This is a genomic window from Ruegeria lacuscaerulensis, assembly GCF_013034685.1.
Classification (GTDB): Bacteria; Pseudomonadota; Alphaproteobacteria; order Rhodobacterales; family Rhodobacteraceae; genus Ruegeria; species Ruegeria lacuscaerulensis_B.
On record NZ_WQGO01000001.1, the window covers coordinates 492424 to 507531 of the forward strand.

General features: G+C 63.8%; 17 protein-coding genes and 1 riboswitch. Of the genes, 15 read left to right on the top strand and 2 right to left on the bottom strand.

Going from position 1 to position 15108, the window contains the following annotated elements:
- Window position 1: 1 nt before the first annotated feature.
- The 5 genes from cobN to cobJ are packed head-to-tail and all read left to right on the top strand — an operon-like array spanning window position 2 to window position 6525.
- A complete protein-coding gene (gene cobN / locus GOV80_RS02495) occupies window positions 2-3295 on the top strand; it encodes a cobaltochelatase subunit CobN (protein WP_170782718.1) in 3294 nt (1097 codons plus the stop codon).
- A complete protein-coding gene (gene cobG / locus GOV80_RS02500; protein WP_170782719.1) occupies window positions 3292-4413 on the top strand; it encodes a precorrin-3B synthase in 1122 nt (373 codons plus the stop codon). Before cobN ends, cobG begins: the two co-directional genes overlap by 4 nt.
- On the top strand, window positions 4413-5042 hold the full coding sequence (locus GOV80_RS02505) for a precorrin-8X methylmutase (protein ID WP_170782720.1): 630 nt from the start codon (window positions 4413-4415) through the stop codon (window positions 5040-5042). Before cobG ends, GOV80_RS02505 begins: the two co-directional genes overlap by 1 nt.
- The gene (locus tag GOV80_RS02510; protein ID WP_170782721.1) at window positions 5039-5764 is read left to right on the top strand and encodes a precorrin-2 C(20)-methyltransferase; all 726 of its coding nucleotides are present in this window, start codon (window positions 5039-5041) and stop codon (window positions 5762-5764) included. The genes GOV80_RS02505 and GOV80_RS02510 overlap by 4 nt, the downstream gene beginning before the upstream one ends.
- Complete coding sequence (cobJ, locus tag GOV80_RS02515) at window positions 5761-6525, top strand: precorrin-3B C(17)-methyltransferase (RefSeq protein ID WP_170782722.1); 765 nt, start codon at window positions 5761-5763, stop codon at window positions 6523-6525. Before GOV80_RS02510 ends, cobJ begins: the two co-directional genes overlap by 4 nt.
- On the opposite strand, the gene GOV80_RS02520 is transcribed toward cobJ, so the two are convergent.
- On the bottom strand, window positions 6516-7247 hold the full coding sequence (locus GOV80_RS02520) for a cobalt-precorrin-6A reductase (RefSeq protein ID WP_170782723.1): 732 nt from the start codon (window positions 7245-7247) through the stop codon (window positions 6516-6518). The two genes, cobJ and GOV80_RS02520, sit on opposite strands and share 10 nt — an antisense overlap.
- On the opposite strand from GOV80_RS02520, the gene cbiE reads away from it, so the two are divergent.
- The 9 genes from cbiE to GOV80_RS02565 all read left to right on the top strand — a co-directional run bounded on the left by cbiE (window position 7246) and on the right by GOV80_RS02565 (window position 14096).
- Window positions 7246-8445, top strand: a complete 1200-nt coding sequence (gene cbiE / locus GOV80_RS02525; RefSeq protein WP_170782724.1) for a precorrin-6y C5,15-methyltransferase (decarboxylating) subunit CbiE — start codon at window positions 7246-7248, stop codon at window positions 8443-8445. The two genes, GOV80_RS02520 and cbiE, sit on opposite strands and share 2 nt — an antisense overlap.
- Window positions 8442-8810, top strand: a complete 369-nt coding sequence (locus GOV80_RS02530) for a cobalamin biosynthesis protein (RefSeq protein ID WP_170770228.1) — start codon at window positions 8442-8444, stop codon at window positions 8808-8810. Before cbiE ends, GOV80_RS02530 begins: the two co-directional genes overlap by 4 nt.
- Window positions 8807-9601: a precorrin-4 C(11)-methyltransferase gene (gene cobM / locus GOV80_RS02535; protein ID WP_170782725.1), complete on the top strand. Its 795-nt coding sequence runs from the start codon at window positions 8807-8809 to the stop codon at window positions 9599-9601. The genes GOV80_RS02530 and cobM overlap by 4 nt, the downstream gene beginning before the upstream one ends.
- Window positions 9594-10922, top strand: coding sequence for a cobyrinic acid a,c-diamide synthase CobB (locus GOV80_RS02540; RefSeq protein WP_237215595.1), 1329 nt, complete (start codon window positions 9594-9596; stop codon window positions 10920-10922). The genes cobM and GOV80_RS02540 overlap by 8 nt, the downstream gene beginning before the upstream one ends.
- Window positions 10919-11647 (top strand): uroporphyrinogen-III C-methyltransferase, encoded by a 729-nt coding sequence (cobA, locus tag GOV80_RS02545; RefSeq protein WP_170782726.1) that lies wholly within the window; start codon window positions 10919-10921, stop codon window positions 11645-11647. Before GOV80_RS02540 ends, cobA begins: the two co-directional genes overlap by 4 nt.
- Window positions 11640-12383 carry a precorrin-6A synthase (deacetylating) gene (gene cobF, locus GOV80_RS02550; protein WP_170782727.1) on the top strand — a complete coding sequence of 248 codons (744 nt, stop codon included), beginning with the start codon at window positions 11640-11642 and terminating at the stop codon, window positions 12381-12383. Before cobA ends, cobF begins: the two co-directional genes overlap by 8 nt.
- 43 nt (window positions 12384-12426) lie before the next feature.
- A riboswitch (cobalamin riboswitch) is annotated at window positions 12427-12632 on the top strand.
- Between the two features lie 36 nt (window positions 12633-12668).
- Window positions 12669-12833 (top strand): CbtB domain-containing protein, encoded by a 165-nt coding sequence (locus tag GOV80_RS02555; protein WP_170770220.1) that lies wholly within the window; start codon window positions 12669-12671, stop codon window positions 12831-12833.
- 4 nt (window positions 12834-12837) lie between these two features.
- A complete protein-coding gene (locus GOV80_RS02560) occupies window positions 12838-13536 on the top strand; it encodes a CbtA family protein (RefSeq protein ID WP_170782728.1) in 699 nt (232 codons plus the stop codon).
- Window positions 13537-13601: 65 nt separating this feature from the next.
- Window positions 13602-14096 (top strand): hypothetical protein, encoded by a 495-nt coding sequence (locus tag GOV80_RS02565; protein ID WP_170782729.1) that lies wholly within the window; start codon window positions 13602-13604, stop codon window positions 14094-14096.
- Here GOV80_RS02565 and GOV80_RS02570 read toward each other — a convergent pair.
- A complete protein-coding gene (locus GOV80_RS02570; protein WP_170782730.1) occupies window positions 14093-14428 on the bottom strand; it encodes a DUF1636 family protein in 336 nt (111 codons plus the stop codon). The genes GOV80_RS02565 and GOV80_RS02570 overlap by 4 nt on opposite strands.
- 148 nt (window positions 14429-14576) lie before the next feature.
- Here GOV80_RS02570 and GOV80_RS02575 point away from each other — a divergent pair, with 148 nt between their 5' ends.
- A complete protein-coding gene (locus GOV80_RS02575) occupies window positions 14577-15035 on the top strand; it encodes a DUF302 domain-containing protein (RefSeq protein ID WP_170782731.1) in 459 nt (152 codons plus the stop codon).
- Window positions 15036-15108: the final 73 nt, after the last annotated feature.

A 15108-nucleotide genomic window follows, 5' to 3' on the forward strand; every position in this document is an offset into this window, starting at 1 on the left:
CATGCACGTCGTCTTCCGCGAAAGCCACGGGTTAGAGGAATCTGAGACCCCAACCGATCTGGGCCAGAGCCCGGCGGATTTGGTGGTGCTGTCGTTTTCGGACAGTGACCTTGGCGCTTTCGCGGCAGGCTGGCATCGTGGCGGCGGCCCCGAGGGTCGGATGCCGACCCTGCGACTGGCCAATCTGACGGCTCTGAAACATCCTCTGTCCGTTGACACCTATGTCGAGCAGACGTTGGAGGGCGCCAAGGGAATCCTGATCCGTCTGATCGGTGGGGTGCCTTATTGGGCTTACGGGCTACAGCAGGTTCTGGCCCTGGCGCAGGCCAAGGGAATTGCTGTGGCCGTTCTGCCCGCAGACGGGCGCGAGGATACGCGACTGGATGAGTATTCCACCCTGCCCGTCTCCACCCTGCGCCGCTTAGCGCACCTGTGTGACACCGGCGGCGAGGTTGCAGCACAAGCCGCTTTGGCACAGATGGCACTGGCAGCGGGGCTCTATGCGGGCCCGGTGATGGGCGCCAAATCCCTGCCCGACTGCGGCGCATGGTGCCCCGATCGCGGAGTGATTCCGGCGGAACAGGCGTTTTCCGGGGATGCGAAACGCATCCTCGTCACCTTCTACCGCGCTTATCTGACATCCGCCGACACCGCCCCCGTGGCCGCCCTAATCCGCAGTCTGCGCGCACGTGGATTTGAAGCCGTGGGGCTCTTCGCCCCTTCGCTAAAGGCCCCGGCAGCTGCGGACTGGCTGCGCAACACCGTCACCGCGTTGACCCCATCCGCGATCATCAACGCCACCTCCTTCTCGGGTAAAAGCGCATCTGGCACCTCGCCCTTGGACGCCGCCAATGTACCCGTCTTCCAAGTCGCACTGGCCACCTCGCGCCGCAAAGCCTGGGCCGAAGCGGAACGCGGTCTCTCGCCCGCCGACCTCGCCATGCATGTGGTGCTGCCCGAGGTGGACGGGCGGATTTCAGCAGGCATCGCCTCGTTCAAGGAGCCGGGCAAGCGCGACCAGCATCTGGAATATTCCCGCTTTGCCCACCGGGCCGAAGAGGAACGGATCGAAGCCATCCTTGACCGGGTGACCGGCTGGCTGAACCTGCAGGATAAACCCAAAGCCGATCAAGTGCCCGCGCTGGTGCTGTCCACCTATCCCGGCAAAGATTGGCAAATGGCCCATGCGGTGGGCCTCGACGCGCTGGCCTCGGCTGAGGCGATGCTGTCCGACCTGCAAGCCGAGGGCTATGATACCGCCCCTGCCAAACCAATCGCTGATACGCTGCTGAACGCCCGGATCGCATGGCCGCTGGCCGAGTATCAGGCCGCGCTTGCGGACCTGCCCGAACAGCTGCGCACCGACTTGCATACGGTTTGGGGCGCTCCCGAGGATGACCCCGCTTACACCGATGGTGCCTTTCACTTCACCGCCCTGCGTCGGGGCAAGGCTCTGGTCGCCTTGCAACCTGAACGCGGCACGCCCGAGCTACGCGATGACGACTATCATGACCTGTCGCGCACCCCGCGCCACAGCTATGTCGCCTTTTACCTTTGGCTGCGTAAAAGCTTGAATGCCGATGCGCTGATCCACATCGGAGCCCATGGCACGTTGGAATGGCTGCCCGGCAAATCCGTGGCGCTCTCAGCCGGTTGCTGGCCCGAGGCGCTGATCCGCGACCTGCCAGTGATCTACCCCTTCATCGTCAATGACCCCGGCGAGGCGGCGCAAGCCAAGCGCCGGATCGGCGCGGTCACGCTGGGCCACATCCCGCCCGCTTTGAAAGAAAGCGGTACACCGGATCGGATGGTACGGCTGGAGTCCCTGCTGGACGAATTCTCGAACGCCGATGGTCTGGACCCCAAGCGCCGCGACCGTTTGCAAGAGGATATCCGGAATGAGGCTCAGGCCATCGGGCTGGAAAGCGATCTGGGTCTGGATCAGGCCACCTGCACCGCCGAGGCGATCACCCGCATCGACCGCTTTGTCTGTGACATCAAGGAAAGCCAGTTCGGCGACGGGCTGCACATCTTTGGCCGGGTGCCAGAAGTGACCGGCAATTTCGACCCCGCGCCTTCCGCCCAGTCTGAACGCAACGCCCTAATCGACGCACTAGCCGGAAAGCGGATCGAGGCCGGGCCATCCGGTTCGCCCTATCGTGGCCGCTCGGACGTGCTGCCTACCGGGCGGAACCTTTATACCACCGATCCGCGCTCGGTCCCGACTCGTGCGGCCTATACCCAAGGCGTGAAACTGGCCGAGGAACTGGTGCGGCGTCACCTGCAAGAGGAAGGCGATTATCCCAAAGGGCTGATCGTTGACCTCTGGGGTTCGGCCACCATGCGCACCGCCGGGGAAGAATTCGCCATGGCGCTGCACCTGCTGGGCGTCAAACCGGTCTGGGATAAGGGATCCGAGCGGGTCTCGGGCATCGAAGTTCTGCCCATCACCGACCTTAGCCGCCCGCGTCTGGACGTAACGCTGCGGGTCTCGGGCCTGTTCCGCGACGTGTTCCCAACGCTTTCGGCGCTGTACGGTCAGGCGATCCGGGCGCTGTCGGCGCGCGATGAGGCCGCCGATTGGAACCCCTATGCCGGTCAGGAGCCCGCCGCCCGCGTTTATGGCCCCGCCCCCGGCAGCTATGGCGTGAACATGACGCAATTGTCGGAAATCTACACCGACGAGGCGCGCGCGCAGGCGGGTGAGGCATGGCTGGATGCAAGCTCTTACGCGTTGGAGGGCGAGCACATCGCGCAAGACAAAGACGGCATCACCCAGCGCGTCGCCAATGCCGACAGTTTCGTGCACCTGCAGGATCTGACCGAGACCGACCTGCTGCTGGCCAATGACTATGCAACGCATGAGGCCGGGTTTGCCGCCGCCAAAAAGATCACAGGCGGCACGGCGCAGCTTTATCATCTGGACAATACCAACCCCGACACCCCGCGCGCGCGCACCCTGCCCGAGGAAATCAGCCGCGTGGTCCACGCCCGCGCCGCCAACCCCGGCTGGATCACCGGGATGCAACGCCACGGATTCCGGGGCGCAGCCGAGATCGCCGCGACGCTGGATCATATGGCCTCATTCGCGCATCTATCTGGCACAGTCGCGCCGCACCTTTTCGACCTTTACCACGATGCCACGCTGGGCGACGCTGAGGTCAACGCCTTTCTGGCCGAGGCCAACTCTAAAGCGCATCAGGCCATGCAGGACCGGTTCCGCGCTTTGCTTGAGGCGGGGCTTTGGAACACACGCCGCAACTCGATTCGCGCCGATCTGGAGGGGCTGGGATGAGCGCCCCCGTCGTACAGGGTTGGTGCCCCGGCGCGCACCGTCCGATGATGTCGGGCGATGGGCTGGTGGTCCGGGTGCGGCCGCGGCTGGCTCGTCTGACAGCTGAGCAGGCCTTAGGTCTGTGCGATCTGGCGGAACACTTTGGCAATGGCACCATCGACCTGACCAACCGCGCCAACCTGCAGCTGCGGGGCGTGGCCGAGGCGGATCATCAATCCCTGCTGGCCGAACTGGCCGCGCTGAACCTGCTGGACGCCGAGCCGGGGATCGAGGTGCGCCGCAACATTCTGGTCTCACCTCTGTACCAATCCGGAGACCTGACCGCTCGGCTGGCGCAAGAGCTTATTGACCGGCTGGCCGAACTGCCCGCACTGCCCGCCAAGTTCGGCTTTGCCATCGACACTGGACCTGAGCGCCTGCTGGCTGGGGATTCAGCCGATATCCGGCTGGAAACAAGCCCAGAGGGTTTGATCTTGCGCGCTGATGGGGCAAACACCGGACGTTTGGTCCAAGAATCGGAAGCCATCGAACTGCTGATCGCCTTGGCCGCATGGTTCTCCCAAAACTACACGCCCGAGAGCAGGCGCATGGCCCGCGTGGTCTCGAACTTGCCGCCGGAGTGTCAAGGAACGACACCGGGCCCGGTGGGCACCCCGCTGCAACCCGGACTCTGCGATCAGGGGACGCTCTATGGTGCAGCCTTTGGGCAACTGCCTGCGCGCGCCCTGAAAGGCCTGATCGCGCAAAGCAGGGCCGTTGCCTTGCGGGTCACCCCTTGGCGCTTGATCCTGTTGGAAGGTGGGGCGGCGATACCCGCGCCGGCCTTTGTTACGGACGGAACCGACCCGCTTGTGACGACCGACGCGTGCCCCGGCGCGCCATATTGCCCGCAAGCGCAGGTGGAAACCCGCGACGTCGCCCGTGCTTTGGCCGCACGCGTACCGGGCAGCCTGCATGTCTCGGGCTGCGCCAAAGGATGCGCGCGCATGGGCCTGGCCGATGTGACGCTGATCGGCAATGCCGGACGATTTGATCTTGTCAAACAGGGCCGCGCGGGGGATGAGCCCTGCCAGACCGGCCTGACCGAAGAAACACTGATGAATATGGACTTCACCTGATGCCCTATACTTATGAAACCGATGGCGCTGCGATCTATAAGGAAAGCTTTGCCACCATCCGGTCCGAGGCTGATCTTGCCCGGTTCGACGCCGACGAGGAACAGGTCGCCGTCCGCATGATCCACGCGGCCGGCATGGTGGGGCTTGAAGAGTTCGTGCATTTCTCGCCCGGTTTTGTGGCCGCCGCCCGCACTGCAATGGAAGCCGGCGCACCCATCCTGTGCGATGCGCGCATGGTCAGCGAGGGCGTGACCCGGTTCCGTCTGCCCGCTGACAATGAGGTGATATGCACCCTGCATGACGAACGTGTGCGCCCCTTGGCCGCCGAGATGAGCAACACGCGCTCGGCTGCCGCGCTGGAGCTGTGGCGCCCACATCTGGAAGGCGCCGTTGTCGCCATTGGCAACGCACCTACTGCGCTGTTCCATCTGCTGAACATGCTGGAAGACCCCGCCTGCCCACGCCCCGCCGCCATCATCGGCTGCCCCGTGGGCTTTGTCGGCGCGGTCGAATCCAAAGACGCCCTGTGGGAGGCACAGCCAGTGCCCTCCTGCATCGTCAAGGGCCGCCTGGGCGGCAGCGCCATCACCGTCGCCGCCATCAACGCCATCGCGAGCCGCGCGGAATGAGCGGCACCATCTATGGCGTGGGCCTCGGCCCCGGCGATCCCGACCTGATGAGCGTCCGGGCCGACCGCCTATTGCGCAACGCGCGCCACGTGGCGTTTTTCCGCAAGCCCGGTCGCAGCGGACAGGCGCGCAAAATCGTCAATGGGATGATACCCGAAGATGCCGTCGAATTCCCGATGGAGTACCCGGTCACAACCGAGATCCCAGTGAGCGATCCGCGCTATAACGAGCTGCTCTCGGCGTTTTACGAAGACTGCGCCGCGCATCTGAAGGCTCTGTCCGAACAGGGCGAAGACGTGGTGGTCTTGTGCGAGGGCGATCCGTTTTTCTACGGCTCTTTCATGCATCTTTACAACCGGTTGCGCTACGAATCTGATGTCGAGGTCGTGCCTGCCATCACCGGCATGTCGGGCGCGTGGACGGCGACCGGAGACCCGATCACCTGGGGTGATGACGTGCTGACCGTACTGGTGGGTACTCTGCCCGAGGACGATCTGGCGCAGCGCATGGCACAGACAGACGCGCTTGTCGTGATGAAGATCGGGCGCAATATCGACAAGGTGAAGCGCGCGCTGAAGACGGCGGGCCTCTATGACCGCGCGTGGATCGTGGAATTTGCGCAAATGCCGAGCCAGACGGTGACGAAACTGTCCGAGGCTTGTGAAAAGGTCACACCCTATTTCTCGATCATCATCGTGCACGGTCAGGGGCGCAGGCCATGAGTGGCTGGGTCAAGATCGCCGGTCTTGGACCAGGGGATGATGCGCTGGTGACGCCCGAGGTGACTGCCGCTTTGGCCGAGGCCACGGACGTGGTCGGCTATATCCCCTATGTTGCCCGCGTGGCCGAACGCGAAGGCTTGACGCTGCACGCCAGTGACAACCGGGTCGAGATCGACCGCTCGCAGCACGCGTTGCAAATGGCGGCCGAGGGCAAGCGCGTGGTCGTGGTGTCCTCGGGCGATCCCGGTGTGTTTGCGATGGCGGCCGCAGTGTTTGAGGCGTTGGAGGATGGCCCGCCCGAGTGGCGCAATATCCAGATTGATGTGCTGCCGGGGATCACGGCGATGCTGGCGGCCTCGGCCCGTGCCGGCGCACCGATGGGGCATGATTTCTGCGCCATCAACCTGAGTGACAACCTCAAGCCGTGGTCCTTGATCGAAAAGCGTCTGCGGCTGGCGGCACAAGCGGATTTCTCAATGGCGTTTTACAATCCGCGCTCAAAGTCCCGCCCGGAAGGCTTTGTTAAAACGTTGGAAATCCTGCGCGAGGAATGCGAGCCCGAACGGCTGATCCTGTTCGCCCGCGCCGTGTCGCGCGCCGATGAGGCCATTCGGATTTCGACACTGGCCGAGGCCACGCCCGAGATGGCGGATATGCAGACGGTGGTCATCGTCGGCTCGTCCCGCACCCGCGTGATCGAGCGCGACGGCGCGCCCATCGTCTACACGCCGAGGTTCACACCGGCCAAGGATCAGGTATGAACCAGCCAGTCCAGAACCTGAGCAACGCTCGACATCTCGACCCGCTGCGGCAGGGCCGGACGGTCGATCATCAGCACCGGCAGGCCCAGCGCCCGCGCCGCGTCCAGCTTGGCCCGCGCGCCAACGCCGCCCGCGTTCTTGGACACGACCAACTGGATCCCATGGCGCTGCATCAGCGCCTGATCGTCGGCCAGAGTGAATGGCCCGCGCGAGACAACTACGTCGCAGTTCGGCAACGGCAGAGCACCCGGTTCATCGACCAGCCGCAACAAGTAACGATGCTGAGGCTGGGCGGCGAACTCCTCAAGATGCATCCGGCCCACGGCCAGAAACACCCGCTGTGGCGCGGCGGACAGGGCGGCCACCGCGCCGTCGATATCCGGAACATGCTGCCAGTCGTCCCCATCCTGTTCCACCCATGCCGGGCGGGTCAGCGCGGCCAGAGGCACGTCGGCCTTATGGCAGGCGGCCACCGCGTTGGCGCTCATCTGGGCGGCAAAGGGGTGCGTGGCGTCGATCACGTGGGTGATCGCGTGATCGCGCAGGTAGGTGGTCAGGCCGTCCACGCCTCCGAACCCGCCCACGCGCATCGGCAACGGCTGCGGGCGCGGGTTATCAATGCGGCCCGCATAGGAATAGGTCGCTTGGATGCCCCGTTCGGCCACGGTTTTAGCCAGGGCGTTGGCCTCTGTCGTGCCGCCAAGGATCAGGAGGTGTGTCATGCATGAAGCTCCGTGGCTGACCGTTCTGGGCCTGGGTGAGGATGGGCTTGATGGCCTGTCACCCGCAAGCCGTCAAGTGCTGGACCGCGCTGAAATCATCATGGCCCCGCCGCGCCACCTGTCGCTGATCCCCGACAGCCAGGCCCGGCGGGTCGAATGGCCGGTGCCTTTTGCCGACGGGCTGCCCGTGCTGACGGGGTTCCGGGGGCGACCCACTGTCGTGCTGGCCTCGGGCGATCCGTTCTGGTTTGGTGCCGGATCGGTCATCGCGCGCAATTTCGAGGCTGGGGAATGGACCGCCCTGCCCGGCCAGTCAACCTTTTCCTTGGCCGCCGCGCGGCTGGGCTGGCCGCTGGAGGCGACGCTGACTTTCGGCCTGCACGCCGCCCCCCTGACGCGGCTGCGACCGCATCTGTCGCCAGGCCTGCGCGCCATTCTGTTGCTGCGCAACGGGGCTGCGGTGACGGAACTGGCGACCTACCTGACCGAAACCGGCTTTGCCGACACCCGCCTACACGTGATGGAAGCGCTCGGCGGCCCTCGTGAACGTTCCCGCAGTGTGTCCCTGACCGAGGCGCTGCTGGGCGGGTTCGATCACCCGGTCTGCGTCGCGCTTGAAGTCGCAGGCGAGGGTCGCGCGCTGCCCAAATCCTCAGGCAAGCCGGATGAGATATTCGAGACCGACGGCCAGATCACCAAACGCCCTGTCCGCGCCCTGACCTTGTCAGCGCTGGCCCCGCATCGCGGTGAGCATCTGTGGGATATCGGAGGCGGCACCGGCTCGATCAGTATCGAGTGGTTGATGTGCGATCCGACCCTCACGGCCACCACGATTGAACCCCGCGCGGACCGGGCCGAGCGGATTCGTCGCAATGCCGATGCGCTGGGTCAGGATCGGCTGACCGTCATCCACGGCACTGCGCCCGATGCGCTGGACGGGTTGTCCCTGCCGGATGTGGTGTTCATCGGTGGAGGTCTAAGCGCCGCGCTGCTGGACTGGCTGTATGCCACTTTGCCCGCTGGTACCCGCTTAGTCGCCAATGCAGTGACACTGGAGAGCGAGGCGTTGCTGGCGCAGTGGCATGAGAAACGCGGCGGCGATCTTTTGCGGATTGAATTGGCGCAGGCTGCGCCATTGGGGCCGCGCCGGGGTTGGAAATCCGGCTATCCGGTGGTGCAGTGGAGCGTCACGCTATGATCGTCGCGGGCCTTGGCTTTTCCTCCACCGCGACGGTGGACAGTCTGCGCGCGGCCTTTGCGGCTGCCGCCTCTGACCACCCCGTCAGCGCCTTGGCGACCGTCGCGGACAAAGAGGGCCATGCTGCGCTGGCAGAATTCGCAGCCGTAACCGCCCTGCCCCTGCATTTCATCGCGCCCGCCGATCTGGCCGGGCAGCGCACGCTCACCTGCTCGCCCCGCAGCCGCGCCAGTTATGGCACCGGCAGCGTGGCCGAAGCATCCGCCCTTGCCGCCGCTGGATCTGGCGCGCGGCTGCTTTCACCCCGACAGATATCAGACGACCGGCTGGCCACCTGCGCCATCGCCATCGGAGGACAAAAATGACAGTTCATTTCATCGGCGCCGGACCGGGCGCTGCCGACCTGCTGACCCTGCGCGGGCGCGATATCATCGCGTCCTGTCCCGTGTGCCTCTATGCGGGCTCGCTGGTGCCCGAGGAAATCCTTGGCCACTGCCCCGAGGGAGCCAAGATCATCAACACCGCGCCGATGGATCTGGATCAGATCATGGCCGAGATCGATGCCGCCCATAAGGCTGGTCAGGATGTGGCCCGCCTGCATTCGGGCGATCTGTCGGTCTGGTCCGCCATGGGCGAACAAATCCGCCGGTTGAAAGAGATGGGTATCCCGGTCAGCGTCACGCCCGGCGTGCCGTCCTTTGCCGCGGCAGCCGCGGCCTTGGGCACGGAACTGACACTACCCGGCCTCGCGCAATCGGTGGTGCTGACCCGCACGCCGGGCCGCGCGTCTTCGATGCCCGAGGGTGAGACGCTTGAGAACTTCGCCCGCACCGGCGCAACGCTGGCCATTCACCTGTCGATCGGCAATTTAGACAAGGTCATCGCCGACCTGACCCCGGCCTATGGGGCCGATTGCCCGGTGGCCGTTGTCTATCGCGCCAGCTGGCCCGATGAACGCATCATCCGTGCAACGCTGGAGACGCTGAAAGACGCGCTGGACGACGGCATCGCCCGCACCGCGCTGATCATGGTCGGCCCAGCGCTCGCGGGCGAAGGGTTCGACGAAAGCTGTCTGTATTCCAAGGATTACGACCGCCGCTATCGCCCGCAAAGCGCTGACAGCCCGTGGTCCAGCTGGAGCCCCGAGGATGAATGACGCGATGACTAACCCTCCGGGCCTTCTGATTTCTGCACCGTCCTCGGGCACCGGCAAGACCACGGTCATGCTGGGCTTATTACGTGCGCTGGCCGAGGATGGGCTGACCGTTCAGCCTTTTAAAAGCGGACCAGATTATATCGACCCGGCCTTTCACCGGGCGGCTGCGGGGCGTGCCTCGTTCAATTTGGACAGCTGGGCCATGAGAGAGCCTCTGTTGGACGCCATTTCTGCACAGGCCGAAGGCGCGGACATCGTGGTCGCCGAGGGCTCAATGGGGCTGTTCGACGGCGTCGCCAAACCCGGAGAGCTGGGCTATGGCTCGAGTGCAGAGACGGCGCAGCGCATGGGCTGGCCGGTGGTGCTGGTACTGGATGTGGGCGGTCAGGCGCAGTCGGCGGCAGCGACGGCTTTGGGGTTCAAGATGTATAACCCCGATCTGCCCTTTGCCGGCGTGATCCTGAACCGCTGCGCCAGCCCCCGGCATGAGCGGTTGACGCGGCTGGGGATGGAGCGCGCGGGCCTGCCGGTACTGGGCGTGTTGCCCCGGCGCGGCGACCTAACCCTGCCCGAGCGGCATCTGGGTCTGATCCAGGCTGTCGAACACCCCGACCTGGAAAGCGCAATTGTCGGCTATGCTGCGTTCCTGCGCGAGCATGTCGATCTTGAGGCGATCAAGCGGGCGGCATCCTCAGGCCCGAATGGGCCATCGTCCGCCGCGCTGCCGCGGCCCCCGGCGCAACGGATCGCACTGGCCCGCGATGCAGCGTTTTCCTTCACCTATCCGCATTTGCTGGAAGGTTGGCGCGCGGCAGGGGCCGAGGTGTTGCCCTTCTCGCCCTTGGCCAATGAAGCCCCGGCTGCGGATGCCGATCTGGTTTGGTTGCCGGGCGGATATCCTGAACTGCATGCAGGCACTCTGGCCGCTGCATCGAGTTTTCAGGAGGGGTTGCGGAGACATGCGCAGACCAAGCCCGTTCATGGGGAATGCGGGGGGTATATGGCGCTGGGACAGGCTCTGATCGATAAAGAGGGTGTCTCGCATCAGATGGCCGGGTTGTTGGGGCTGGTGACATCTTACGAGAAGCGCAAGTTCAATCTGGGGTATCGCCGGGTCGAGCTGCTGGCCCCCATGCCCGGCTTTGCCGTAGGCACGGGCCTGCGGGGGCATGAGTTCCACTATTCCTCGATTATTGAACAACCCGACGCGCCCTTGGCCCGCGTGTTTGACGCAGAAGGCGCCGAAGGGCCTCAGACCGGATCGGTGCGCGGCAATGTGACCGGCACGTTCTTTCACCTGATCGCGGAGGCCTCAGTATGAGTGGGTTTGTCTCGTTCATCGGGTCGGGTCCGGGCGATCCGGAGTTGTTGACGCTAAAGGCCGTGGACCGGATGCAAAAGGCGGATGCGGTGCTGTTTGATGACCTCAGCAGCGGGCCGATCTTAACCCATGCGCGCGAGGATGCCGATCTGGTGGGCGTGGGCAAACGGGCGGGCCGCCCCTCGCCCAAGCAGGACCATGTCAGCCGGTTGCTGGTGGAATATGCGCAAACCGGGCAGCGGGTCGTGCGGTTGAAGTCCGGCGATGGCGGCATGTTCGGACGTCTGGAAGAAGAACTGGTCGCCCTGCGCGCGGCTGGGATCGAATACGAGATCATCCCCGGCATCCCCTCGGCCGTGGCGGCAGCGGCGGCGGCTGGCATCCCGCTGACCCGAAGGCTAACCGCGCGGCGAGTACAGTTTGTCACCGGCCATGATGTCAGCGGCAAACTGCCCGAGGACCTGAACCTGCCCGCGCTGGCCGACCCCGATGCGACCACGGTCGTCTTCATGGGCAAGCGCACCTTTCCGCTGCTGGTCGAAACGTTGCACGCCCATGGTCTCCCGCTGGAGACGCCAGCACTAATGGCCGAATCCGTCTCGACCCCCGAGCAGAAGCTGCATCGCAGTACTGTAGGCGCGCTGTCCGAGAAACTGGCGGATGAAATCGGCACCGCCCCTGCGCTGATCCTTTATGGTCCTCTGGCAGAGTTTGACGATGTTTGACCTGACCTTGATCGGCATCGGCACCGGAAACCCTGACCACGTGACCTTTCAGGGCGCGCAGGCGATCCGCGCGGCGGACCTGATCCTGATCCCTCGCAAGGGCGAGAACAAGGCCGATCTGGCCGGGCTGCGCGAAGAAATCATTGCGCAGGTCACCGACACGCCGCCGCAGATCGCCTATTTCGACATCCCCAAGCGCCGGTCCGATGACGGGTATCTGCGCGGAGTGGATGAATGGCACGACGCCATCGCCCTGCGCTGGCGCGAGGCAATTGCCGCCCATCCGGGCGCGCAGCATGTTGCGCTGCTGATCTGGGGCGATCCATCGCTCTATGACAGTTCACTGCGGATTGCAGAGCGGCTGGACCCTCAGCCGGAAACGCGGGTGATTCCCGGAATTACTGCCCTTCAAGCTTTGACAGCGGCGCATGCGATTCCGATCAATGATCTGGGCGCGCCTTACGTCGTGACCACAGGGCGGCGGATACGAGATGAAGGCTGGCCCGAAAGTGCATCAAACGTGGCGATTATGCTGGATGGTGAGTGCTCGTTCCAACATCTTCAGATGGCAGATTATGACATCTGGTGGGGGGCTTATGTGGGCATGAAAGAGGAAATTCTGATCAAGGGGCTCTTGGCTGAGGTTGCGCAGCAGATTCTGGACACCCGTGCCGCTGCGCGCGCCGATCACGGGTGGATCATGGATATCTATCTTCTCAAAAAGTGCGTGAACTGACCAAATTGGTCGCGAATGGCGATTGCGCCACGCGGGTTTTGAAGGCTAGATGAACCCGTCTGGTCCCGTCGTTCACAGCGACGAGCTAAGAGGGAATGTGGTGCGATCCGAGTTGATCCAATCCACAGCCGCCCCCGCGACTGTAAGCGGTGAGCCTTGCTCAACCAGCCACTCCTGAATTTTCAGGGGGAAGGCGAGCACAGGCCCTGACCCGCAAGCCAGGAGACCTGCCAGGCGTGATTTGAAACACCGGCCGTCGGGTGCGACGGCACAGGAGAATTGAAAATGACAACACAAACACAAACCGCCTCGCGCGCTGGTATCCTGCCGGTCATGTTCGCTGTGGTTCTGGGCCTTGGCATCATTTCGGTGACTGGTCACGTTCAGGCCGCTGCCCTGCATGACGCAGCCCATGACGTGCGTCACGCAACCGGCTTCCCCTGCCACTAAACCCATGTTTGGCCGCATTCTGACCAGCGCGTTGTTCGCTGGTGCTATAGCGGGGCTGATTGCCGCCCTGCTGCAGCTTGCGTTTGTGCAGCCTGTTTTGCTGCACGCGGAACTGTATGAATCAGGTGAATTGGTGCATTTCGGTGGCGACGCCATCAGTGCACATCCCGAACTGCCGGGCATGTTCTCGGACCTGTTCCGCGATGCGCTGAGCGTTATTTTCACCATGCTCATCTATACAGGTTATGCGTTGATGATGATCGCGCTGATGTCGGTGGCCGAGGGCAGTGGTCACAAAATCGATGGGCGCACAGGCGTCTTGTGGGGCCTGGCCGGGTTCATCGCGGTTCACCTCGCCCCCGGTTTTTCGTTGGCGCCCGAAGTGCCCGGCGTGGCAGCGGCGGATGTCGCAGCGCGTCAGGTTTGGTGGTTTGCCACTGTCGCAGCAGCAGGTGTAGCCATGTGGCTGATCGCCTTTGGCGGCAACCTTGTCAGCTATGTGATCGCAGCCGCCCTGCTGCTGGCCCCGCACCTAATCGGCGCGCCCGAGCCCGACGTGTTCACCGGCCCTGTGCCGACCGAGATTGGTGCGCTGTTCGCTGCACGTGCTTTCGGTGTGGGTCTGGCGGCTTGGGTTCTGCTGGGTGCCTTTGCCGGGTATTTCTGGCAGCATGAAAGCCAACGGGCCGAAGTTCCGGCATAAGCCAAACAAAATCAATCGCGCCGGGTTCTGCCCGGCGCCTTTCATTTATCCTCAAGGAACCTGAAATGGCACGCTCACTTGCCCTTTTTGCAATAGGTCTGGTCTTTGGCAGCGGCGCGGGGTTTGTCGTGGCCGCTGCCAATGGCGTCACCTTTGACGGTCACGACCACGGCGATCCGTCGCACCACGGTGCCGCGCATGCCGAGACCGCAGCCCACGATCATTCTTCGGCAATCAACCTGCCCGCCGGGGCGGACGCTCCGGGAGTTGAGATCACCCTCACCCCCGATCCCATGGCCGGATGGAACCTGCATGTTGTGCCGCAGAACTTCCAGTTCTCGCCACAAAATGCCTCAAAAACCGATATCGACGGCGAGGGACACGCGCATGTCTACGTGAATGGTCAGAAACTGGCCCGGCTCTATGGCAATTGGATGCATATCGACCAACTGCCGCAGGGCGAGGTCGAGGTCTCGGTCTCGTTGAATGCCAACAGCCACAGCCCTTTGATGGTCGACAATGTGCCGGTCAGCGCTGCAGTCATGGTACAGGTAGACTAAAACGCCGGGATACGTGCCCGCAGACACATCCGAAGCCGCCCGCAAGGACGGGCGTCTTCGATCCAGCCTTTGGGGCTTTCCAGATAGGTCCGGCAGGTCGCCACGATATCATCGGCGTCCGAAGCGACATCGACCCCTGAAAACACATATGTCGCCCCGCCATCAGCCTGCAGCGCGATGGCCACGGGTTCTGCACATCCGCTGAAACAGGCGTGCTGATCGACCGAAACCCGCCCCTCAATCCCCGCGCGGGTCAGGGCGGATTCGACAGCTTTGACCTCGGCCCCGCAATCGCGGGCACCGGCACAGGACGAACATATCAACAGGCGCATCTGATCCAATTCGGACCTCATCGGGGGGCATTTGCCTGTTTCTGAGGGTTTCCAACCGCAGGCGCAATCGGGAAAACGCACAAGATTGTTAGTGCGCCCTGTCCCGCTTTCTGGCATCACAGTCGCAACCCCGAAACAGGAGGCCCCGATGAAAGCCCTTTGGACTGCGATTGCCCTGACAGCGACCCCTGCTTTGTCAGACGAGCCCCTGTCGGGCTGGGCCAGCTACGCAACCGACAAAAGTTACGACGCGTTGGTTGCCGACACCAAGGATGCCATCAAAGCCAATGGTCTGATCGTGGTCACGCAGGCAGGCCCGACCAACGCCGCCGCATCGCGCGGGATCACTATCCCCGGAAATCGGGTCATTGGTGCCTTCAACAACGACTATGCGGTGCGTGTGCTGGAAACCTCGGTGAACGCGATGATCGAGGCGCCGATCCGCTTTTATGTTACCGAGAATGAGGACGGCACCGCCACCCTATCCTACAAGACTCCCAGCTTTGTCTTCGCGCCCTATGTCTATGAGGGCGGAGACCCCCTGCGCGAGATCGCTGAGGAGCTGGATGGCAAGTTTCAGGCTGTGGCTGAAACAGCAGTCAAATAGTCACACTGACGTGATCCGCCTTGCGTCCGGGGCTGTCCTCCGCAATCTGCTGTGAAACAGTTTTTCGGAGCAT